Origin of the sequence: Corallococcus sp. AB030, from assembly GCF_003668965.1 — a bacterium.
Lineage (GTDB): Bacteria > Myxococcota > Myxococcia > Myxococcales > Myxococcaceae > Corallococcus > Corallococcus exiguus.
In genome coordinates, this window is the sequence record NZ_RAWQ01000053.1 from 27998 (window position 1) to 48312 (window position 20315).

Below are 20315 nucleotides of genomic sequence, written 5' to 3' on the forward strand. Positions count from 1 at the left end.
CCCCATTGAGGGAGGGATGGCACCTCCCACGAAGCTAACCCCTGAACTTCAGGCCGAGATTTGTGGCCACCTGGAGCGCGGCCTCTTCCGGCGCGCCGTGGCTGGCCTCGTTGGCATCAACGAGCAGACCCTTTCGCGCTGGTTTCATCGCGGCGCGGGAGAGGAACGAGGGCGCTTCCATGAGTTTTTCCTCGCGGTGAGCGCTGCGGAAGCGCGCTTCATGCAGTCCGCCACGGACATGCTGATGGCGGCTGCCGCGCACAACCCGAAGCATGTGCAATGGCTTCTGTCGCGCCGTTTTCCGGAACTCTACGGCAGGAGGGACAACGTCTCGGAGGTGGCGCCCGAGGACAAGGCCGCCGACGAGCGCGCCCTGCGCGAGCTGCTGATGGACCGGCTGGGCCGCCTGCTGCCGGACGCTCCCGAAGCCACGGCGGGGGCCAGCATCAGTGGGGGCGACGATGCGCCGTGAGCGCATGCCCTTCGCGGGGATGCTGGAGCAACTCGCCCCGGACGAGTCCCCCGCCGCGTTCATGGTGCGCCAGGCCGGCACCCGCCAGGGCCTCGCGCGCCTCTTCGGGCGCATGACCCATCCCGAGGTGGAAACGCTCGTCCACGACCTGGACTTCTGGGCGCGGCGCGAACAGGTCCCCCCGGCGTCCTTCACCACCTGCGTCATCATGGCGGGCCGAGGCTTCGGGAAGACGTGGAGCGGGGCCCGGTGGATCATCCAGAAGGCTCGGGAAGCGAAGGCCATCGGCGCCCTCATCGGCCCCACGGCAGCCGACGTGCGCGACACGATGATCCGTGGCTCCAGCGGCATCCTGGCCTTGTCGCCGCCCTGGTTCATGCCCGTCTACGAGCCCAGCAAGCGCCGGGTGACGTGGCCCAACGGTGTCTACGCCATCTGCTACTCGGCGGATAAGCCAGACCGGCTGCGCGGCCCGAACTGTGGTTGGGCCTGGGGCGATGAGCCTGCCTCGTGGAAGCACGAGATGGCGGCCCTGGACCAGCTCCCCATGGTGCTGCGCATCGGCACAGCTGCGCATCCGCCGCAGCTGTTGCTCACGGGCACGCCCAGGCCGTTGCGGAAACTGGAGGAGCTTCTCTTCTCGGACGCGGAAGCGAAGACGCTGCGGCCAGGCGTGGTGCTCCGCACGGGCTCATCGCTGGCCAACCGCGCCAACCTGGCGCCCAGCGCTGTCGCCACCATGCGAGCCCTCATGCACACGCGCTGGGGGCAGCAGGAGGTGCTGGGCCGGCTGCTGATGGACGTGCCTGGCGCCATCTTCAGCTCGGCGAAGTGGGGCAGGGTGGAGGCGGATGCCCACGAGTACGCGCGAGGCCTGGATCGGCGCATCGTGTCCGTGGACCCAGCGCCTACCAGCGAGACGGGCTCAGACGAGACGGGCATCGTCGTCCAGGGCGTGAGAAGCAGTCCGCTTGTCGGGACGGATGGCGCGCCGCTCAAGCGCGTCTCGGTGCTCAAGGACGCGAGCCTCCGAGGTTCGCCGCGCGAGTGGGCCGCCGCTGCAATCCGCGAGTACCTAGCCTTCGGCTGTGACGCCCTGGTGGCGGAGGTGAACTCCGGAGGGGAGATGGTGGAGACGACCATCCAGACCGTGGCCTCTGAGATGGGCGTCCAGGTCAACGTGAAGCCGGTGCGTGCGCGGGAGGCGAAGTCGAAACGCGCCGAGCCAGTGAGTGCTCTGGCTGAGACGGGCCGCATCGAACTGGTGGGCACCTTCCCGAAGCTGGAGGCGCAGCTCTCCAAGTTTAGCGGCATCAACGGCCGCCGCGATGACCGCGTAGACGCACTTTTATGGGGCACACATGAGCTGGTCTTCGCGGATTCCTTCTTTTGTCTGTGAGGCGCACCTTGGGACTGTGGGACCGGATGAAGGCGGCGGTGGCACGTCCTCCGCGACAGGGGACGGGACTGGAGCTGGCGCGCTGGCAGCAGGCGCCGCCGCGCCGGGGCACCGCGCAACTACTGGCGGCGTATAGGGACCTCCCCTGGCTTCGAGCTGTTGTGGACGTGGTTGCGGACTCCGTGGCCGGGGTGAACTGGCGCGTGTACCGCCGCGTCTCCCGGGACGGCCATCCGGTGAAGGACTACTCGCTGCGCAGCGCAACGCGCGAGGTCCGCGCCATGCGACTGAAGTCCATGCTGGACGCGGGAGAGGTCCAGGAGGTGCCGGACCATCCCATTCTGCGGATGCTCGCGGACCCCAACGACTACCTGACGGGCCGCTCTGTGACGAAGCTGGTTCAGGTGTACCTGGACCTCGTCGGCGAGGCCTTCCTAGTGCTGGAGCGCGTGGCTGGATTCCCAGTGGGCTTCTGGCCGGTGCCTCCCAACCTCGTCACGCGTCTGCCGGCGCTGGATGTGCCGCGCGACCAGCGGACCTTCAGCGTCGCAGTGGGCGGCGTGATGCGGGAGATACCAGCGGTGGACGTGCTCCACCTTCGCAATCTGGACCCGGAGGATCCGCTTGGGCGCGGAGTCGGTCCCGCCTTCGCTCTTGGGGACGAACTGGACACGGACGAGTTTGTGGCGCGGTTCCTCCGGGCGAGCTTCTGGAACAACATGCTGCCGCCAGCCATCGCATCCATCGAGGGGCTGACGGATGCGAACAGCGCAGGGGCTAAGGCCTTCAAGGAGTCGCTGGCCCGCGAGCATCAGGGGCCGGACAAGGCGGGCAAGCTACTCCTCACCAGTGGCCGCGTGACGTTCGCGCGCCTCGATACGAGCTTCCGCGACATGCAGCTGGTGGAGTTGCGGAAGTTCCTCATGGGTTTCGTGCGGATGACATACCGCGTGCCGCCCGAAATCGTGGGTGACATCTCCAGTTCGAACAAGGCAACGGCCTTTGCTGCACGGGAGAATCTCGCCGAGCAGGCGACGTTTCCCCGCATGGAGTTCCTTCGCACGGAGTACCAGATGCGGCTGATGCCGCTGTTTGGCGATGCGGAGGCCATTCTCGACTACGACAGCCCCGTGCCTGCGGACCGCGAGCATCAGCTCCGAGTCATGAGCACAATGCCTGAGGCGTTCAGCTATGATGAATGGCGTGAGTTGGCGGGCTTTAAGCCGGATCCAAGCCGACAAGGATATCCGCTGCCCATGCCAGGGCAGTCTACCGGAATCCTTTGCTCCTCCGATTAGGAGATATTGATGATTCCGAGTTGCTGTGCAAGGCATGAGCGGGAATGCTGGTGGAGCCTGTCCGTCTGATTGTTGGCTGGCTTTTCTATGGATCTTCATCCTTGGAATACCAAGCCTCATAGAAGTCGGACGTCTTGGGAGGACCTCCTTTCTTGCTTAGATTGCAAGAACTGCAAAGGAGTTGAATGTTGCTCACGTCGTTCAGGCCTCCTCGTGCTAGCGGAACAACGTGATCGTAATGCTCAGCATCGCCGATATTAATCAGTCCAGACTGATCGCTTTGGCATAGACTGCATAGGCCTCGATCTCTGAAGAAGACGGCGCGCTTGACCCATTGGGGGATGCTTGCGCGCTTGAGCGTGCTTGAAGAGGCAAAATACTCTCGAAGCTCATTGTCGATGTATTCGAGGTCGGTTTCTCGGATATATTTTGCGACCATGTCGTTGAATTTTAGCAATAGCGCTCTGTTTTGGAAAAGAATGAAGAACACCTCGTCTGTGCACTTGCTTATGAGCGCTTGGTATGCTGCGTCCTGGTTCCAAGGGAGGTCGCTTTGATAATCGTCTAGGTCATCTTCAGTGGCGGTAGAGAAGGTTTTCCCGGACTCAGTAAGCCAGTCCTTGAAGGATTGGTGAGGTATGCCGTAGTGGTTTAGCGCTTCGTTGATTGGGAGTGCGGTCGGATCGAAGCCGAGTATTTCCTTGAATTCAGGGCTGTAGTGCTCGGCCATTTTCTGACGACGTTCTAGATCGATATTGTCTGAGTCTTCAGAGAGAAGTCTGCTGATGGTGTACTCAATGAACTGATGCAGGGCTGAGTGTTTTTTGAATGGTCTTGCTAGGTATGCGTGCTTGCTGTCGCCAAAAAATTCATCCAGGGTTACGAGGTAATCAAAGTCGTGATCGATGACGTTGTTTATTATGTTTGAATAATAGTAGGAGTCGCGGAATCTGAGCTGGACTAGAGGGCGCGTCATTTGTGGTGGTGCCGAGATCACGGCGTTGTTTTTGTTATGGGGGGAAGTGTAGAGGCGGTTTTCGAAGTCGCCGCTCTTGGGGGAGCGCTTGACCTGAATCTTACCCCCATTGAAGAGGTGAATGCGCAAGCCTCTTCCCAAAGCCCGCCACCTCGTAGTTCAGAAGGACGCTTCGTCTCCTGGTGTGGGCCAGCCGAAGGTCTACACCTTCCGCGCCAACGACGCCGACTTTGACCGCTACAACGACCGCTTGTCGGTCCAGGGCTGGCGCCTGGACGCCTACGCCGCGAATCCCGTCGTCCTGTACATGCACGACGATGGCTCCGGCGGGCTGTTCGGCGCTAGTCGCACGGACGTCCTGCCCATCGGCAAGGGGCGAGCCTACGTGCAGGGCGACGCCCTCCTGGTGGACATTGAATTCGACCAGGACGACGAGTTCGCCCGGCGCGTCGAGGCCAAGGTGGAGAAGGGCATCCTCAACGCGGTGAGCGTGCGTTACCGCATGCTGCGCTACCACGAGAACGAGCGCGGCGGTTACGACTGCGACGAGCAGGAGCTTCTCGAAATCTCCGTCGTCACAATTCCAGGCAACCAGCGCGCGGTTCGGCTGAAGAAGCACTCCGACGAGCGCGCCGCCCTCATTCGCGACATTGCGGACGCGGTGGTGAAGGCGCTGGGCCGCAAGCCACGGAAAATGCGAAAGGCTGCAACGCCCGCAGCACCTCCTTCCTTATCCGAGTCCGACACCCATGCCCTTGCCGCTCACACGGCGCGGGCCTTGTTGCAGCACCTCCAGGAGAAGGCATGACCCCCGAGCAGATGCAGGAGATGGCGAAGTCGTTGGGCCCGCTGGTGGCCGCGCAGTTGGTGGAGCAGTCCAAGGGACACCGTGACAGCTACGCGCCCCTGTTGGGCTCGAAGGCAAGCGATACCGCGCCCCAAGAGCCTCGCCGCGCGCCGATTACCGGCAAGCACATGACGGAAGGCACGGGCCTCAACCTCATTCGCTACGTGAAGGCGAAGGCCGTCGCGCGCATGGACGGGCGCAACGTGGTGGACGTGCTGAAGGGGTGGGGCGACGAGGTGGTGAGCAAGGCACTCTCCCAGGGCAACTACTCGGGCATGGGCTCCCTGGTGCATCCCCAGTTCGCATCCGAGTTCATCGAGCTGCTGCGCAATAAGGCCGTGGTCAGGCAGGCCGGCGCCCGCGTCATCCCTATCGGCGCCTCGCTCACCTTCGACCGGCAGTCCAGCACGGGCACGGCCTTCTACGGCGGTGAGACGAGCACCATCCAGGAGTCGGAGCCGGGCACGGACACGGTGTCCCTGTCCGAGAAGAAGCTCACGGCGCTGACGGCAGTGCCCAACGACCTCATCCGCAACGCGTCCATCAACGCAGAGGAGTTCATCCGCAACGACCTGCTCAACGTCATGGCGCTGCGGGAGGACATGGCCTTCCTGCGAGGCAGCGGCACGCAGCTGGAGCCGCGCGGCATCCGCAACCAGGTGGACGCAGCCCACGTCTACGCGGAGACGGTGGCCACGGCGGGCGCGCCCACGCTGAGCGAGATGAAGAAGGAGCTGAACAAGGCGAAGAAGAAGCTGAAGAAGGCCAACGTGCCCATGGTGCAGCCGGTATGGCTGATGTCCCCCAACGCGGAGACGGCCATTCTCGATGCCCCGGGGCCTGGCGGGGAGGGGACCAACGCCCTGGAGCGGGAGATGGTGGAGCGCGGCACGCTGCGCAACGTGCCCTTCTTCGTGACCAACCAGATTCCGGAGACGCTCGGCTCGGGCAAGAACTGCTCGGAGCTCTACCTCGTGGACATGGCCGAGGTGCTTATCGGCGAGTCCATGGCGCTGGAAATCGACGTCTTCCCCAACGGCTCGTTCACGCGCGGCGGCCAGGTGGTGTCCGGCATCTCTACGGACCAGACGGTGCTGCGCGCCATCACCAAGCACGACCTGGCCATGCGCCACCGGCAGTCCGGCGTGGTGGTGAAGGACCTGAGCTGGGGCAGCAACTGACGGGGCGACGCCCCACGAAAGGACACCATGAGCGCACCGCACATCAGTCAGATCGGCGCCTTCATTGCTGCTCGCCTGGGCATGCCGCCCGCCGCGATACCGGCCGGGACTCGCCAGGGGACAGGTTACGACCGGCTTGTCCTGGGCGAGAGCTGCGTCCTCGTCGCGGCCACGGGCGCGGTGACGGGCGGCCCCTCCGCGCAGGGCTACGAGGTGAAGCTTCAGCACTCCAGCGACAATGGAGCGGATGACGCCTGGACGGACTTCGTGCCGGCCGGGCCGGGTTCGGCCTCCGTGCAGCTGACGGCGCCGAACGCTTTCGCGGAAAAGGACGTGGACCTCGGCGCGGCGAAGCGGTTCATCCGCGTGGCGGAGGCCACAACGCTGACGGGTGGGACGTCGCCCAGCCTCCAGGCGTGCGCCTTCGTCGTCTTCGGCGGCGCCATGACGCTGCCGGTGTGACGCCATGGCGCATCCTGCTGACCTGTGCCTGGCTGCGACCGTGGCAGATGACCTGGGCGTAGCGGTGACGCCGCGCCTGGAGTCCCTCGTCACGGTGGCGAGCCGGGCCGTTGCTGGCTACTGCGGCCGGGTCTTCGAGCACGGCCAGGGGCTCGTGGAATACCCGGCTGGCTACGGGCGCCCATTGCTGCTGCTGGAGCGCCCGCCCGTTGTCCTGGTGGTGGGCGTCTGGGAGGGCGGTGCCTTCGTGCCGGCCGAGGAGTACGAGAGCCACGGGAAGCTGGCGGACGCCGGCATGCTGTACCGCAAGCGCGGCATGTGGCTGGAGACGGGGCGCTCGGGCGGACTGGTCGTGGAGGCGGTGGACAGCTTCCAGGGCAGCGAGGGCGGCATCCGTGTCATCTACGACGGCGGCTTCGTGACGCCGGGGCAGCGGGCCCTGGACGCATCGCGCGTGGTAACGCTGCCTGAGGACGTGCAGGAGGCCACCGTCCACACGGCGGTGCAGCTGTACCGCTCGCGCGGCGTGGACTCGATGGTCGCCAGCGAGTCCATCGGGGATTGGTCCGTCAGCTACTTCGCTGCGAAGGCAGAGGGCAAGAGTCCCATCCCCGGTGTCGCGCAGGCGTTGCTAGTTCCCTACGTCATTCACCGGGTGAGCTGATGGCCTCGCCCACGGACACCTTCCGTCAGTCGATCACCTATGCCGTGCTGACAGGGCGGGATGCCTACGGCAAGCCGACTCTCGGGCCCCTGACGACGGCTCGGGCGCGCGTTCAGCCGTCCCGACGCCTCATCCGCGACGCCAACGGGAACGAGCACCTGGCCGCGCACGTCGTCTACACGGACGCGCCTGTCACCTTGCAGCACCGCGTGTGGCTGCCGGGGGAGGACGTGGCGGACTTCAACCGCGCGAGGCGCCCGGTCGCAGTGGACGAATCCGTGGACGGCTCGGGCGCGGTGCGTTTCCGGAAAGTGTGGTTTTGATGCGCGACATCAGCTTAGAACTCGCGGCTGTGTTGGAGGCGTCTGGACTCGGGCTGATTCGACCTCCCGCCTCGGGTGCGAACCTCTTTACTGCTCCGCTACCAGAGGCGGAGGGCGATACGCGGGACAGGGCGGTGGCCTTGATTGTAACAGGCGGCGGGGGCCCGCTGCCTTATATAGGGCAGCGGCGAACGGCATATCTTTCTCTGAGTTGTCAGGTGCGGATCCGCTCTGGGCGCGAGGACTTCGAGGGTGGGTATCAGCTTGCCCTCAATGTCTTCGCGGTCCTCCACCTATCTGCGCTCATGCCGTATTCAGGGGTACATCTGGAGGAGAGCGCACCGACCTATGTCGGTGCGGACGGAGCGGATAGACACCGCTGGGTGTTCAGCCTTACGCTTGGTCTCTTGAGCGAAACACTCGGCACCCATGCTACTCTGCGATGAGGAATCTCTCGTTGCGAAGTTCTGCAACTGCTTTGATGTCCTCAAGCATCCTGTTGACGTTGCCTTCCTTGGTGAACAGTTTGATGCAAAAGCTTGCTATCAGCACGTAGTCCATGTCGACTAGGTCGTTGGTCACTTTTTCGCTTTGCACTCCCTCAATGCCTTGGCGTTTAAGCCATCGTAGCCCCAAGGCTGCATAGCAGAGGCAGACATGGGATGTGATTGAGCGTTCGGCTGCGAGCCGGCGCGCCGCGTCAGGAGGAAAGTCTGCGCCTTTTAGCCAGTCTTCGAAGAGATTGGTCAGGTTTTCGCTGGCGAGCAAGGCCTGGAAAAGATCGTCACTATTTTCTCTGCGTAGGGCCTTGATCGCCTCCGGCTTTAGAATCCCCTTCCATGCATCGACCATCCGGAGGATACGGTTTTTGTTGTGTTGGTGATTGAGGTGCTGGCGCTGGGCCATTGATTGCGCTCCAGGTATGTGTGGGCGCAGTTCGTCGAGGGCCGATTGGGGTTTTGTTCTGAGTTGCTCAAGCACTGCCCGGAACTGTTCGGTGACCTCATTGTCCACTAAGTCAATCTGAGGATGGCCAGCGGCAAGCTCGTTTCTTAGTAGCTCTCCCGTACCCCAGGCGATTGCGATTCGACTTGGTGTCTTGGCAAGAAGGGCCAGAGATCTCCTGGCGGTGCTTTCCCATTGCTCGTTCTTCATCATCTCCATTAGTGCGACGTCGGGAAGCAGGAGCGAAGTTTGGTATTTGGTCGCGAGTTCAAGCGCGGAACGAATCTGGACCTCATCTCGAAGCACGTTTTGGTCCAAGACGATATACGGCAGTTCGATGAGTGCCACTGTGCGCCTCCGTGTGTCTGATTTTGTTGTTTGGTGCGTTTATGTGCGCTGTTGATGTGGTTTGCAGCGTTGGACGTATAGTCGCCGCCAGTCCGACGGAGCGAAAACGACTGAGTTGAAGAAGCAGCTTTCAAGACGAGTTGTGCCTGGAAATCGCCCCCATTGAAGTGGGGAATGCCTGTTCGAGTCAAAGTCGATGCGGTGAAGTTGGAGCGCCTGCGCCGCTCCCCCGTCGAGGTTCTGCGTGCGTTAGATGCACCGTGCCGGGACATCGCCCGCATCGCCTTGGACTACTCCCTCTTCCTTGTGCCGGTTGGAGAGGGACACCTGCGCGACAGCGCCTTCCTTAGTGGCCCCCGCCACAACCTGAGCCAACGCCTCTCCACGACGTGGACGGCGGGTTACGCGCACCCGGCTGCCGGCCCCATTCATGAGGGCTGGCACTGGGGCGCGCAGCTCTTCAACCCGCCACCGCACTTCCTCCGCAAGTCCTTCCGTCGCGCCCGTGGCAGCGCTCGCCGCCGCGTGGCCGCCGTCCTGAAGGACTTCCTCGCGCAGCGCTTCCCCTCGCACTGACTGGAGCAACCACCATGCCCGAACCCCGAGAGGCCTTCTTCGACAAGCTCTACATCCGCGCTTCGGACACCGCGCCCGTGGAGGTTGACGCGCTGGACGGTGTCCTGGAGGCGCCTGTCAACCGGGCCAAGGACACGGTGGATGCCAATTACTTCGGCGGAGACGGGTACAAGCGCACGAAGGGCACCTGGAAGTCCTTCTCCATCCCGCTGTCCGGCCACGTCTTCAAGGGCAGCGCTCCGCAGCAGGTGCTGCGTGACGCCTTCGAGAGCGACGCCACCGTCTTCTTCACCATCGTGGAGGACGAGACGGCGCCCGTGGGCACGCAGGGCTTCCGCTACCCGGTGAAGGTGACGTCCTACGAGGAGGGCCGCAGCTCCACGGACGTCGTCACCTTCTCCGCCACCCTTGCCGGTCAGGGCGCGCCCGTCGCGGTGTAGCCGCCGTCTTCCCTTCCCCCGAGGCCTCACACCATGACCGCACCTACCTCGCTCCGAAAGCCCCTCGGCACCCGCCGCAAACTGCACAAGCGCGTCACCCTGGACGGCGCCGACTACGACATCTGCCAACCGCCCCTGGGCGAGAAGCTCGAACTGCTCGCCGCCGCGAAGACAGCCAATGAGCTGGGACCCGATAGGAAGCCCGTCGATGAGTTCGCGGGGATGGCGATGATCGCCCGCATCGCCGTCCTCTGCCTCTACCACCCGGACACCGCCATCCGCGTCTTCGATGAGACGGACGTGGACCAGGTGAAGCGCGAGCCCTGGCTGGAGGAGATTCAAGACGACCTGGCTCGGGCCTTCGCGGGCCCGACGCTGGAGGAAGCAAAGGGAAACTCCGGCACCACCCCGAGCTGAGGGCGCTGCACGCGGTGGTGAAGCTGACGGGCCAGTCGCCCGAGGAAGTGCGTAGCTGGGCGTGGGAGGACGTCGTCCACCTCCTGGCCCACTGCGCTCTGGAGTCCGAGGAGGTGCGTGGAATGCGCGCTCCAGGCCCCGCCTCTCATTCCGGCCCGATGACGACGACAACGGTTTTCAGGAAGCGTCCCAAGAGGTGAGGCATGTCTGGCGGGCTGAAAGTGGGGGATTTGTATGTGTCGATCTCCGCCTCCATTGGTGAGGCCCTGTCTAATCTTGGCAAGGTGGTGGATGCCGTCGAGAAGGCCGCCAAGCAGGTGAAGGAGAAGTCCAAGGGCCTGGGCGAGATTGGTGCAGCTGTGGCGGCTGGGATTGCCGGTGCTGTCGCGGCGGCGTCCAAGTCCAACGCGGCCATGGAGCGAGAGACGGAGCGGATGACGGCGCTCCTCTACACGCTGGCGGCGGACGTCGGCGACGCCTTCCTGCCGGTGGTGCAGCACGTCGCGGACGGCGTCGAGCGCGTGGTGGCGAGCTTCCAGTCCCTCTCTCCGGAGATGAAGGCCGCCGCCTCGGACGTGCTGGTGTGGGTGGCTGGTGCGGGCCTTGCTATTGGGGCGCTGGGGAAGTTGGCGAACGTCGTGGAAGGCGTGGCCACGGGCGCGGGCGGGTTGGTGAAGGTGCTGGGCCTGCTCAACAAGTCCGTCGCCCTGGCCTCCCTGGCCGCCTCGATGGACAAGGTGACGGCCTCCATGGGCGGCATGGTGGCGAGCACGCCGTCCGTCACCGGCAGCCTGGGGCGCCTGGCCCTGTCCACGGGAAGCCTGCTGGTGCCGCTCGCTGCGGTGGCTGCTGCTGTGGCGGCCCTGGTGCTGCTGGCGGGCAGCGTCTACGCGGCCTGGGAGGACAGCAGCACGGGCCTCGCGGACTTCTTCCGGGACATGGGTGACCAGCTGGCGAAATGGGCAGGCCGCATCGCGGATGGCTTCTCCCGTGCCTTCCTGGCGCTGGGCGACTTCGTGAAGGGAGCGGCACTGTCCGTCCTGGACGGCGTCGCGGCGCTGGTGCGCGGCGTCTCCCGCCTCCTGGAGCCTGTGGCGCGGCAGGCCGGCTTCCCGGAGCTGGCCGCCACCTTTCGGCAGGTGTCCACCGTCACAGGCCGAGAGCTGCTGGAGACGTTGGGGCAGGGCGCCCAGGTGCTTTGGGACGGCGCCCGGCAGACGGCGGTGGCGGTGGGCGACGCCGTGTCCAGCGCGGGACGCGAGCTGGAGGAGGGCGTCGCCTATGGCCTGCGTACCAGCGCGGCAGGCGCGAAGCGGCTCGGGGCAGACCTGGCCCGCGCCCTCAACCTGGAGGGCGTCACGTCGCAGATTCAAGCCCTCCTGGCGAAGCTGACAAGTGGGGGTGGGGCACAGGGCAAGGCGCGCATCCGCAAGCCCACGGATAAGGCAGCCCTGGAGGCCGCCCAGAAGCAGGAGGCGGCGGAGCAGGCCGCCATGGCGAAGCTCCAGGCCCAGGCCAACGAGGAGTCGCGCAAGGAGTACCTGGCCAGCATCCGCGCGGAGGAGGCCGCCGGCGCCGCTGCCTTCCACGAGATGCGCCTGGAAGCGGAGAGCCTCGCAGCTGAAGCGGAAGCGGCCATGGAGGCTGCCAGGGAGTCGCTGGTGGACCGCTTCATCGGCGGGTTGGGCCAGCTGGGCGACCTCATCAACGCGGGCGTCCAGGGCATGGAGGCGGGCGGTGTCTACGGCGCCATCATCGCCGTGGTGGGCGAGCTGCTCATGCAGTCCGAGGGCTTCAAGGGTGTCATCGAGTCCGTCAACACACTTATCCAGAAGGTGGCCAACTCGCTGGGCACGCTGCTGGAGCCGCTGCAGCCCCTGCTCAACGCCGTGACGATGGTGGTGGACGGCTTCCTCTCCGCGCTGACGCCCGTCTTCGAGATGCTGGGGGAGGCGATTGAACCTCTGGTGCCGCCGCTGGTGATTCTGGGCGACATCCTGAAGGGCCTGGCGCCCCTCTTCGAGGTGCTGGGCCGCACCTTCCTGCTGATTCAGCAACCGCTCAGCATCCTGGGCGGGCCCGTCATGAAGGCCCTCTTCACGGCGCTGAAGTTCGTCGGCAGCGTCGTCCTCATCATCGCGAAGGCCATCAGCGAAGTTTGGAATGCCGTCATCGGCGCGGTGCAGACCGTCATCCGGGCCATCTCCAGCCTCATCGACTGGACGGGCTTCGACGGGCTGAAGAAGTTCGCGCGCTCGCTCAACAAGCTGAAGGTGGACACCGACAGCATGGACGACTCCCTCCAGGTGCTGGAGGACACGACGTGGGACTCGGCGAAGGCGCGTGCCGAGGAAACCGCCCAGGTGGAGGAGCACACCGAAGCGGTGGCGCGCGCCACGGCGGCCCTCACCAACGTGCCGACCGCGTGGAAGGTGGCGCTGCGCCGCTTCGAGTCCGAAGACACGCAGGACGGCCCCACCGTGCAGCCCAAGCCGAAGCCCACGCCCGGTCCAAGTGACGACGACGACGCGGAGGCGCCTGACGGCTCCCCCGCGCCCAGCGGGCCGGTGCCGGGATGGCTCCTCGGCATGCTCCCGCCCGCCCTTCAGCAAATCCTCTTGGGGCAGGTGCCCGCGACGCCTGAGGTGCCGGGCTGGCTCGGTAGCTACCTGCCTCCTGGCTTCAGCGGAGGCGGGCAGGTGCGCGCGCCAGAGACAGGCAACGTCTCTGCCATGGCCGTGCCCGTCACCTACAACATCACGGGATACGACATCGACGCCGCCATGGAAGCGACTCGGCGGGACGAGTCGCTGCGCCAGCAACGCGCGAGCATCCGCGTGGCTGGTAGCCGCGTGCGCCTCACGGCGCGCTTCTCCGACTCTTGAGGACTCCCATGCCGGCTGCCCTGGCCCTTTCTGGAATCCCCTTGCCCGTTTCAGCGGAGCGGGGCCTGACGTACACGCCGACGCTGCTGGGCGAGCATCGCCGCGCCTTCTCCGGATGGCTGCGCAGCAGCGAGCGGCGCGAAGTCTTCACTCTGTCGGGCAACACCGGCCCGCTGACGCAAGAGGAGGCCCGCGCGTACCGAGGACTCCTCAAGGGTGAGGGCCAGGTGTGGAGCTTCGAGGACGGGCTGCGCAGCCAGGCCTTCCTCTCTCCAAGCGCCATGGTGGGCAACGTGTGGGCGGTGGAGGCCATGGGCCGCTTCGGTGGGTGCATGCTCATGGCGGCGGGCGCGAGCATCACCTTCCCCACGGGCCTCGGGGCGAAGTGGACGGTGGCCTACTGGTGGAAGCGCCAGGGGACGAAGGACAGGTGGCACCACCACGTCCACCGCGCGGGCGTCGGCCTCAGCGTCAACGGCTTGCCGGGCACCAAACCCCACGCGGACGGCTTCGTTGTCGTGGACGACGTTGGCCAGCTGCCCCTGGGCGCGGTGACGCTCAGCAATGCAGCAGGCGGCAGCGAGCTGCTGGTGGATGAGCTGGTGGTGCTGCCGTGGGTAGCACCCGCATCGTGGGTGGCCCCCTGGTTCGCCGCTGGCGAGTCCTTCGGCGCGCCGTACCCGTACCACCGGGCTTCGGGCCCCGCCCTCTACGAGCCGCTGCCCGTGCTGGGCCGGGTAGGGACGGGACGCGCGGTGCAGTGGTGGCAGGGCGGTGTCCTCGTCCTCGGGCAGGAGTTCGACTTCGAGTTGCAGGAGCGCTGACGCATGAGGCCCCTCTCTTCCTTCCAGGCGGCCCTGCTGGGCAATCCTTCCGGCTACTCCACCCACCCGCGCGTCTGGGTACGCGACGCGGCAGGGGAGTGGCGCGGCCTGCACACCCTCCTGGGCTTTGACTGGGTGCTGGGCATCCGCATCAACGACAAGCTGGACGCGCCCGTGGCCGAAGCGGAGGTGTCCCTGGTGCGCAGCGGTGCGGCCGGGGCGCGCCTCTCCCTTTCGCCCCTGGTGGTGCAGTCCCTCGCCAACACCTCCGACGCGGGCACCTTCGCGCCACTGCTGGTGGAGGGCGCCTACTTCCGCGTGGAGCTGGGCCTCGCGCCGCTCTCCACCGCGCCGACGGAGGAGGACTACTTCGAGGTCTTCCGGGGCCGCATCGATGAGGTGGATGCCGGGCCCGACGAACTGCGCGTCGTGGGCCGCGACCTGGGCGGGCTGCTGCAGGACACCTTCATCGAGGTGGAGCGCGAATACGGTAACGACACGGTAGGCGTGGCCGTGCAGACCATCATTCAGGCGCTGCTGGACGACAACGGCCTAGCCTCCTTCGCGCTCTTCACGCCTGTGGACCCCATGTCCCAGCGCGGCCGGTACGTGCAGAAGGTGGAGCCCGTGCTGGACGCGGCGCGCACCCTGGCGCAGCGGATTGGCTGGGACTGCCGCATGCGCTGGCAGCCTGCTGCCGGTGCCTACGCGCTGACGCTCTCCGCCCCCGACCGACTCCAGACGGATGAGGACTGGAGCTATGGCCCGGACGAATACGGCAACCTCGATGGGGTGACGCGGCAGTTGGCGGACATCCGCACGGACGTGGAGGTTGTCTACAGCGACAAGTTTGACTTGGACGCCTCGGGAACGCCGAAGCGAAAGACCGTGACGGCCAGCAACCCCACGGCTCGCGCGCAGGTGGGCCGCCGCTGGATGCAGGTGGCGGAGGAGTCCTCCAGCAACATCGACACGGAGCCCGAAGCGCAACGGCTCGCGGACGCGGCCATCGCGGACCTCTCCGTCTCTCCCCTGACTGTCACCATGACGGTGGATCCGCACCCCGGCCTGGAACTGGCGGACCTGGTGCTCGTGCTGCCGGACGACGTGCGCCTGGATACGGCGCAGCGGCTCGCGGTGCAGGAGCTGGAGCACCAGTGTGCGACGGACGGCACGGCGCGCATGAAGCTGGTGCTGCGCGGCCAGCCCTCCACGTCGCTGCGTGAGTGGCTGGAGCGCGACAGCAGGCCGGGCATTGCCCCCAGCGCTGCCTTTACGGGCCCAGCCGCGCCGCAGGAGGTGAGGGCGGTGCCGACCGTCAACGGGTGCGTGGTGACGTGGACCCCCGCGACTACCGGCCCTGCCTGGGACGAGTACGAGGTGCATGCCTCGCGGACGCCGGGCTTCCAGCCCTCGGAGGCCACCTTCCAGGGGCGAGCATCGGCGACGCGCTTCCCGCTCTCGGAGCTGCGTCCTGGAGCCACGTACTACTGCAGGGTGGTGGGCCGCGACGCCTCGGGCAACGTGGGCGCGCCATCCGCCGAGGTGTCCGTCACCACGGCCTACGTGACGCCCGCCACTTTGCAGCCCGCCGTGGCTTTCGGCGAGTCACCCCCTAATCCCGACTTCGAGGCGCACTCCTTCGAGGAATTGCCGCCAGACGCCTGGACGATGGGCGTGGGCCTCTGGGGGGCGCATGCCCAGGTGACGGCGGACGCGTACACGGGCGCGCGTGCTGTCCGCCTCATGGCGAGCGGGACGCGGCTGGACTCGCAGGCGATGATTTCGCGGCCAGGCGATAGATACAGCGTGGATGCCCTCGCGAGGGCGTCACAGGCTGGGACGGCCTTCTCCGTCCAACTCGTCTGGTACGGCGGCGCATTCAACGTGTTGGGTACGGTGAGCACGACGAAGGTGTTGCCGACGAGTGGCTGGGAGCCCCTCACAGGCTTCCACAATGCACCCGCCGGGACGCGCTACGTCCAGGTGCGCTTGCTGGCCCAGGCAACACAAGGCGCTCCGTGGGTGTATGTGGATTCGGTGCGTCTGGAGCGTATCGGCGGCCTTGTCGAGCCGTGGGCGGCCATCCGCACCGGGCAGATTAGCGACCTGGAGAATGGCTGGGTGGCGTGGGATGCCATCAACTGGCCCCTGGGATTCTACAAGAACAGCGACAACGAGGTGTCCGCACGCGGTCTCATCCGCCCAGGGGCGGTGGGCTACGTGAACGCGTACCGCTTCCCGGTGGGCTACCGGGCCAGCTCCAACCGCATCCTGTCATTGCCGACGAGCCACGGCTTCGCCATGGGGCAGCTCAACGTGGACGGTGGCCTCCAGGTTTTCAGCATGCCCACTGGCGCGGCCTGGGTAAGCCTCGACGGAGTGCGATTCCGCGCGGAAGGGTGACGCACGCCACACGTCGAAACCCGCCCCCATTCAGTGGGGGATGATTCCCAATCCTGAACTCTTCTCCCGTCTCGATTTGAAGCCCCTCTACCCGCCTTTCCAGGCGGTGATGGGGGAAGTCATCGCCCGTTGCCGAGCGCGCGGCGCGGACTACGTCGCAACGCGTGGTTACTCCACCTTCGCGGAGCAGCGCGTGCTGCACCTGCGCTACCTGAAGGGGGAGGGCGGACGCGCGGCGCCGGAGGGCCTCTCCGCGCACAACTACGGCCTGGCGAACGACTTCTGCCGCGATGGCGATGTGGACCGGCCTGGGCTCCAGCCGCGCTGGGATGGGCCGGCCTACGCGATTCTTGGCGAGGAGACGCGCCGCGCGGGCTTGGCCTGGGGCGGCTCCTTCGGGGATGCGCCGCACTGCCAGTGGCCGAGCCTCGTAAGTGGCAGCCAGTTGGAGCCCGTGCGCGGCCTCTTCCACTCGGAGCCAAAGGGCAGCACGGACGCGCAGCGGCTCGCCGCCGTCTGGCGCTTCCTCGACACGCTGCGCTCGATGCCGGAGTGGCGCGCCATGCACCCGGCGCTCGCCGCCTCGCTGGCGCGGCTCGGCTTCTGACTCCTCCGTGCGCCGCCCCCGGCGCACTTCACTCACGAAAGGCATGCCCATGCTGCGACGTCTCGCCGTCCTCTTCCTTTGCCTCGTCTTCCCCTCCGTCGCCTTCGCGCAGGCGAACAGCACGCCCGACCCGGGCAACGTGGAGTCCTTCGCGCGCCTCATCCTCGACGCGGTGACGGCCCGCAACTGGGCCCTCGTCGCGTCCCTGGCCGTCATCGCCCTCGTGTACGTGCTGCGCCGCTTCGTGGGCGCGTGGTGGCCGCTCTTGCGCACGGCTCGGGCTGGCGCGGTGCTGGCGCTGCTGCTGTCTGTCTCGGGCGCGATGGCCAACGCGCTCTTGGCGGGTGAGTCCTTCACCGTGGCCCTGCTGCTGAAGGCGCTCACCATCGGCCTGGGGGCGGCAGGCGGCTTCACGGTGGTGAAGACGCTCCTCTTCGGTGACGCCGTGGAGGACGCGGCGCGGGAGGCGGGAGAGGTAGCGGCCGGGGAGATTGCCGGCAAGGCGGCGGCGGTGGCCGCCCTCGACGCGCTCCAGCCGGGCAACAAGCGGTGAGGGGCCTGGTGCTGGCGCTGGCCCTACTGATGGCGGGGCGTGCGCGTGCCGAAGGCGAAGTGCTGGACGTGGCCCGTGCCACCGTGACGCTTCAGGACGGGCGCACGGTGGCCGTGTCGGAGGGCTGCTGGTTGTCCACGGAGCGCTGCATCCTCACGGCTCGTGAGCTGCGCCGTCTCCAGGCGGAGAACGAGGTGCTCCGTCAGCAGCCGCGCCCAGTCCCTGTCCTGGCTGTGGTGCTGGCCGTGGTACTCGGCGCCGGGGCAGGCTTCGCCCTCGCCCGGGTGCGGTGATGGCTCTTTAGAGTCCGTGATTGTGGACTTTAAAAGTTAACTGGGCTCAAACTCCTCGGGAGGCGCCGCCGCGCCCTTCTTCCGCCTCCCGAGGAGCCATGCCCGACACGACAACTGACGACCTGGCGTGCACCGAAGCCTCCGCGCGCCGCAGGCAGCTTCCGCCGACGCCTGAGAGGCCCCAGCACCTCTTCACGATTGACGGCATCCGCTACGAGGCCGTCCGCGAACTGGTGCTGATGGAGACGGGTGAGCTGCTGATGCTGGCCCAGCGCTTCTCAGAGCGAGGCAACAAGCTGGCCGGCCATTGCTTCGTGCGGCGGCTGGCAAACCCCTCCACCTTCATGCAGCGCACGCGACTGGGGGAGGAGATTCAGCTGGCCTTCCGCCTGCGCCACCCGGCCATCGCCACGGTTTTCCACCGTAAGGTGCACAAGGGCGCGCTGCACGCCGTCATGGAGTACGTGGACGGCCCCTCGCTGGAGACGCTGGTGAGTGCGGGTGTTGCGCGCGGCCGGCCCGTCTCCGAGGCCTTCGCCCTCTACGTCGGCGCGGAACTCGCGGAGGCCCTGCATCACGCGCACACGCTGACGGACGCGGACGGCAAGGCGCTGGGCGTCATCCACCGCGACGTCAACCCCCGGCACGTCTACGTGGGGACGCAGGGCGAGGTGAAGCTGACGAACTTCGGCGCGGCGTACTCGCTGGTGGTGGGGCGCGAGGAGTCGCCCGCGAGCCTCGTGCGTGGCGACGTGGCGTATGCCTCGCCGGAGTACCTGACGCGGCAGCCGCTTTCGCCTCGCTCGGACGTCTTCAGCCTGGGCGTGCTGCTGGTGGAACTCTTCACCGGCAAGCACCTTTTCGACGTGGAGGACGTGCCGCGCCCCCTCAAAGGCATGGTCCGCCTCCAGCCGGAAATCCTCCCTTCGCTGCCGCTGACGCAGATGCAGGTGCTGCTGGACAGCTTTGGGCCGCAGGACGTCGAGGAGGCTGTGGCCTCACTCTCCCCGGATGTGAAGGCGATGCTGCATGTCGCGCTGCGCGCCAATCCCAAGGAGCGATTCGCCACGGCGGCCGACATGCGCGACGCGATGCGCGTCGCCCTGGCGCGGCGGCACTCGGGCTACGGCCGGCAGGAAGCCGCAGCGGAATGGGCCCAGGTGCTGGCGGAGGGCAGCGCCCTTCGCGATGAGGTGGAGTTCGGCGAGGAGCGCTTCTTCCCCGAGGGGCTGGAGGCTCACGAGTTGGAGGGCTTGAAGCGGGAGTAGTGCTTCAGCGCGCCAGGGCCGAGGCGACGTGGAGGAGGGCCGCGAGGTCCTCCGCGTCCAGCTTGCGAGCGAGGTGGAGGAGGCGCCGCAGCTCCGGGGCGTCCTCTTCCTTGGGCTTGGGCTTCGTGGCCTTGCGCACGTCGCCCGTGGGCGTCAGGCCCATCAGCTTCTCGGGCGACACCCGCAGCTCCCGGCAGAGGCGGTAGAGGGAGGGGACGCTGGGAAGCATCTTCCCGCGCTCCAGGCGGTTGTAGACGGGGTGCACCAGCCCAATGCGCTCCGCGACTTCGGCCTGCGTCAGGCCCAGGTGCTGGCGGGCGGCGCGGGCCTCCGTGCCGATGGGTGATGCCGAGTTCCTCATTCATGGCGAGCGCAGCGTAGCCGAGGCCGCGCTACCGGGACTCGGGAAGCAGCAGGAGTAGAGCCCGCACCTGGGCCTCCTCCAGGTTGCGCACACGCAGGAGGAGTTGGTGCCGCGCAGGCAAGTCGTTGGAGACGGGCGTGTGGCCCATCAGCTCGTCTGGGGTGACGCCCAGCGCGCCGCACAGGCGTTGGAGCGTGGAGACGCGGGGAAGCATGCGGCCTCGCTCCAGGCGGCTGTAGACGGCGTGCGCGAGGCCCACGCGCTGGGCCATTTCGGCCTGGGTGAGTCCCAAGCGGGTGCGTGCCGCCCGCGCGGCATCACCAATGGTGATGGCGAGTGGCTGGGAATGGGCCGGCTGCGAGGGATGGCGCGCCATGTCGGAATCGTAACTGACAGCCGACCAAGAGTGAATGCTAGAGGTTGGATGATTTCGGATGGACTCCCTGAGTCCTTTCTGGCGAGCGCGCCCAGAGGGAGGGATTCCCGGGCTTCTCACGCTTCTGGTAGGGTCCGCGCCCCGCTGGGAGGACGCATGGAAGAGGCCAGGGAGCCCGAAGGACGGACGCGATGATGCGGGGGCCACCTCCGGCCGTGCTGTCTCCTGGGGCCCAGGTGCTGGGCTACACGGTGGAGCGCCAGCTGGGGCAGGGCGGCTTCGGCACGGTGTACCTCGCGCACTGCGAGGGCCAGCGCTTCGCTCTGAAGCTGCTGCACCTGCCGCGCGTAGGCGAGAGGGCGGAGCGCGAAGTTTCCATCCTCACTCGCCT

Annotated in this window: 22 protein-coding genes and 1 pseudogene; 19 read left to right on the forward strand and 4 right to left on the reverse strand. The window is 66.7% G+C overall.

All coding sequences use genetic code 11. From position 1 onward, the window contains the following. Positions 1–16: 16 nt before the first annotated feature. From D7Y15_RS15360 to D7Y15_RS15370, 3 genes are read left to right on the forward strand one after another with little or no spacing between them, the layout of a single operon-like run. Positions 17–472: a hypothetical protein gene (locus D7Y15_RS15360; protein ID WP_121753044.1), complete on the forward strand. Its 456-nt coding sequence runs from the start codon at positions 17–19 to the stop codon at positions 470–472. Beyond that, the gene (locus D7Y15_RS15365; protein ID WP_121753045.1) at positions 462–1871 is read left to right on the forward strand and encodes a terminase family protein; all 1410 of its coding nucleotides are present in this window, start codon (positions 462–464) and stop codon (positions 1869–1871) included. Before D7Y15_RS15360 ends, D7Y15_RS15365 begins: the two co-directional genes overlap by 11 nt. Positions 1872–1897: 26 nt before the next feature. Then, positions 1898–3169: a phage portal protein gene (locus tag D7Y15_RS15370; protein ID WP_233604966.1), complete on the forward strand. Its 1272-nt coding sequence runs from the start codon at positions 1898–1900 to the stop codon at positions 3167–3169. A gap of 85 nt (positions 3170–3254) precedes the next feature. Here the strand turns inward: D7Y15_RS15370 and D7Y15_RS15375 are convergent, their stop codons facing one another. Next, positions 3255–4274 (reverse strand): HNH endonuclease, encoded by a 1020-nt coding sequence (locus D7Y15_RS15375; RefSeq protein ID WP_148712776.1) that lies wholly within the window; start codon positions 4272–4274, stop codon positions 3255–3257. Here D7Y15_RS15375 and D7Y15_RS15380 point away from each other — a divergent pair. The 5 genes from D7Y15_RS15380 to D7Y15_RS15400 are packed head-to-tail and all read left to right on the forward strand — an operon-like array spanning position 4267 to position 7622. Continuing rightward, a complete protein-coding gene (locus D7Y15_RS15380) occupies positions 4267–4953 on the forward strand; it encodes an HK97 family phage prohead protease (protein ID WP_121753047.1) in 687 nt (228 codons plus the stop codon). The two genes, D7Y15_RS15375 and D7Y15_RS15380, sit on opposite strands and share 8 nt — an antisense overlap. Further along, positions 4950–6173 carry a phage major capsid protein gene (locus D7Y15_RS15385; RefSeq protein WP_121753048.1) on the forward strand — a complete coding sequence of 408 codons (1224 nt, stop codon included), beginning with the start codon at positions 4950–4952 and terminating at the stop codon, positions 6171–6173. Before D7Y15_RS15380 ends, D7Y15_RS15385 begins: the two co-directional genes overlap by 4 nt. 27 nt (positions 6174–6200) lie before the next feature. Beyond that, entirely contained in the window at positions 6201–6635 is a 435-nt protein-coding gene (locus D7Y15_RS15390) for a hypothetical protein (RefSeq protein ID WP_121753049.1), read from the forward strand. A gap of 4 nt (positions 6636–6639) precedes the next feature. Continuing rightward, positions 6640–7299, forward strand: coding sequence for a hypothetical protein (locus D7Y15_RS15395; RefSeq protein ID WP_121753050.1), 660 nt, complete (start codon positions 6640–6642; stop codon positions 7297–7299). After that, the gene (locus D7Y15_RS15400; protein ID WP_121753051.1) at positions 7299–7622 is read left to right on the forward strand and encodes a hypothetical protein; all 324 of its coding nucleotides are present in this window, start codon (positions 7299–7301) and stop codon (positions 7620–7622) included. Before D7Y15_RS15395 ends, D7Y15_RS15400 begins: the two co-directional genes overlap by 1 nt. 432 nt (positions 7623–8054) lie before the next feature. Here the strand turns inward: D7Y15_RS15400 and D7Y15_RS44160 are convergent, their stop codons facing one another. Next, the gene (locus tag D7Y15_RS44160; RefSeq protein WP_148712777.1) at positions 8055–8915 is read right to left on the reverse strand and encodes a hypothetical protein; all 861 of its coding nucleotides are present in this window, start codon (positions 8913–8915) and stop codon (positions 8055–8057) included. Positions 8916–9089: 174 nt separating this feature from the next. Between D7Y15_RS44160 and D7Y15_RS15405 the strand changes: the two genes are divergently transcribed. The 10 genes from D7Y15_RS15405 (at position 9090) to D7Y15_RS15450 (ending at position 19184) form a co-directional block, all read left to right on the forward strand. Then, a complete protein-coding gene (locus tag D7Y15_RS15405) occupies positions 9090–9491 on the forward strand; it encodes a hypothetical protein (protein ID WP_121753052.1) in 402 nt (133 codons plus the stop codon). Positions 9492–9505: 14 nt separating this feature from the next. Beyond that, positions 9506–9931, forward strand: a complete 426-nt coding sequence (locus D7Y15_RS15410; protein WP_121753053.1) for a phage tail tube protein — start codon at positions 9506–9508, stop codon at positions 9929–9931. Between the two features lie 33 nt (positions 9932–9964). After that, positions 9965–10348 (forward strand): phage tail protein, encoded by a 384-nt coding sequence (locus D7Y15_RS15415; protein ID WP_121753054.1) that lies wholly within the window; start codon positions 9965–9967, stop codon positions 10346–10348. A 203-nt stretch (positions 10349–10551) separates the two neighbouring features. After that, positions 10552–13233 carry a hypothetical protein gene (locus D7Y15_RS15420; RefSeq protein ID WP_121753055.1) on the forward strand — a complete coding sequence of 894 codons (2682 nt, stop codon included), beginning with the start codon at positions 10552–10554 and terminating at the stop codon, positions 13231–13233. A 41-nt stretch (positions 13234–13274) separates the two neighbouring features. After that, entirely contained in the window at positions 13275–14057 is a 783-nt protein-coding gene (locus D7Y15_RS15425) for a hypothetical protein (protein WP_121753056.1), read from the forward strand. 3 nt (positions 14058–14060) lie between these two features. Then, on the forward strand, positions 14061–16463 hold the full coding sequence (locus D7Y15_RS15430; RefSeq protein ID WP_121753057.1) for a fibronectin type III domain-containing protein: 2403 nt from the start codon (positions 14061–14063) through the stop codon (positions 16461–16463). A gap of 40 nt (positions 16464–16503) precedes the next feature. Next, entirely contained in the window at positions 16504–17070 is a 567-nt protein-coding gene (locus D7Y15_RS15435; protein WP_121753058.1) for a M15 family metallopeptidase, read from the forward strand. Between the two features lie 49 nt (positions 17071–17119). Further along, a complete protein-coding gene (locus tag D7Y15_RS15440) occupies positions 17120–17623 on the forward strand; it encodes a hypothetical protein (RefSeq protein WP_233604967.1) in 504 nt (167 codons plus the stop codon). After that, on the forward strand, positions 17620–17916 hold the full coding sequence (locus D7Y15_RS15445) for a hypothetical protein (protein WP_233604968.1): 297 nt from the start codon (positions 17620–17622) through the stop codon (positions 17914–17916). The genes D7Y15_RS15440 and D7Y15_RS15445 overlap by 4 nt, the downstream gene beginning before the upstream one ends. A 98-nt stretch (positions 17917–18014) precedes the next feature. Beyond that, on the forward strand, positions 18015–19184 hold the full coding sequence (locus tag D7Y15_RS15450) for a serine/threonine-protein kinase (RefSeq protein ID WP_121753059.1): 1170 nt from the start codon (positions 18015–18017) through the stop codon (positions 19182–19184). Between the two features lie 4 nt (positions 19185–19188). Here D7Y15_RS15450 and D7Y15_RS15455 read toward each other — a convergent pair whose 3' ends face one another. Next, positions 19189–19545 carry a helix-turn-helix domain-containing protein gene (locus D7Y15_RS15455; RefSeq protein ID WP_121753060.1) on the reverse strand — a complete coding sequence of 119 codons (357 nt, stop codon included), beginning with the start codon at positions 19543–19545 and terminating at the stop codon, positions 19189–19191. A 31-nt stretch (positions 19546–19576) separates the two neighbouring features. Further along, entirely contained in the window at positions 19577–19924 is a 348-nt protein-coding gene (locus D7Y15_RS15460) for a helix-turn-helix domain-containing protein (protein WP_121753061.1), read from the reverse strand. 194 nt (positions 19925–20118) lie between these two features. On the opposite strand from D7Y15_RS15460, the pseudogene D7Y15_RS15465 reads away from it, so the two are divergent. Continuing rightward, positions 20119–20315: pseudogene (locus tag D7Y15_RS15465) on the forward strand (serine/threonine protein kinase); the annotation flags it as partial.

Excerpts from the sequence above, each read along its gene's own strand:
- D7Y15_RS15450 (WP_121753059.1), top strand. The coding sequence starts at position 18,015 with ATGCCCGACACGACAACTGACGACCTGGCGTGCACCGAAGCCTCCGCG.
- D7Y15_RS15410 (WP_121753053.1), top strand. The coding sequence starts at position 9,506 with ATGCCCGAACCCCGAGAGGCCTTCTTCGACAAGCTCTACATCCGCGCT.
- D7Y15_RS15455 (WP_121753060.1), bottom strand. The coding sequence starts at position 19,545 with ATGAGGAACTCGGCATCACCCATCGGCACGGAGGCCCGCGCCGCCCGC.
- D7Y15_RS15385 (WP_121753048.1), top strand. The coding sequence starts at position 4,950 with ATGACCCCCGAGCAGATGCAGGAGATGGCGAAGTCGTTGGGCCCGCTG.
- D7Y15_RS15360 (WP_121753044.1), top strand. The coding sequence starts at position 17 with ATGGCACCTCCCACGAAGCTAACCCCTGAACTTCAGGCCGAGATTTGT.
- D7Y15_RS15430 (WP_121753057.1), top strand. The coding sequence starts at position 14,061 with ATGAGGCCCCTCTCTTCCTTCCAGGCGGCCCTGCTGGGCAATCCTTCC.
- D7Y15_RS15420 (WP_121753055.1), top strand. The coding sequence starts at position 10,552 with ATGTCTGGCGGGCTGAAAGTGGGGGATTTGTATGTGTCGATCTCCGCC.
- D7Y15_RS15380 (WP_121753047.1), top strand. The coding sequence starts at position 4,267 with ATGCGCAAGCCTCTTCCCAAAGCCCGCCACCTCGTAGTTCAGAAGGAC.
- D7Y15_RS15405 (WP_121753052.1), top strand. The coding sequence starts at position 9,090 with ATGCCTGTTCGAGTCAAAGTCGATGCGGTGAAGTTGGAGCGCCTGCGC.
- D7Y15_RS15370 (WP_233604966.1), top strand. The coding sequence starts at position 1,898 with ATGAAGGCGGCGGTGGCACGTCCTCCGCGACAGGGGACGGGACTGGAG.
- D7Y15_RS15415 (WP_121753054.1), top strand. The coding sequence starts at position 9,965 with ATGACCGCACCTACCTCGCTCCGAAAGCCCCTCGGCACCCGCCGCAAA.
- D7Y15_RS15390 (WP_121753049.1), top strand. The coding sequence starts at position 6,201 with ATGAGCGCACCGCACATCAGTCAGATCGGCGCCTTCATTGCTGCTCGC.
- D7Y15_RS15395 (WP_121753050.1), top strand. The coding sequence starts at position 6,640 with ATGGCGCATCCTGCTGACCTGTGCCTGGCTGCGACCGTGGCAGATGAC.
- D7Y15_RS15365 (WP_121753045.1), top strand. The coding sequence starts at position 462 with ATGCGCCGTGAGCGCATGCCCTTCGCGGGGATGCTGGAGCAACTCGCC.
- D7Y15_RS15435 (WP_121753058.1), top strand. The coding sequence starts at position 16,504 with ATGATTCCCAATCCTGAACTCTTCTCCCGTCTCGATTTGAAGCCCCTC.
- D7Y15_RS15460 (WP_121753061.1), bottom strand. The coding sequence starts at position 19,924 with ATGGCGCGCCATCCCTCGCAGCCGGCCCATTCCCAGCCACTCGCCATC.
- D7Y15_RS15440 (WP_233604967.1), top strand. The coding sequence starts at position 17,120 with ATGCTGCGACGTCTCGCCGTCCTCTTCCTTTGCCTCGTCTTCCCCTCC.
- D7Y15_RS15400 (WP_121753051.1), top strand. The coding sequence starts at position 7,299 with ATGGCCTCGCCCACGGACACCTTCCGTCAGTCGATCACCTATGCCGTG.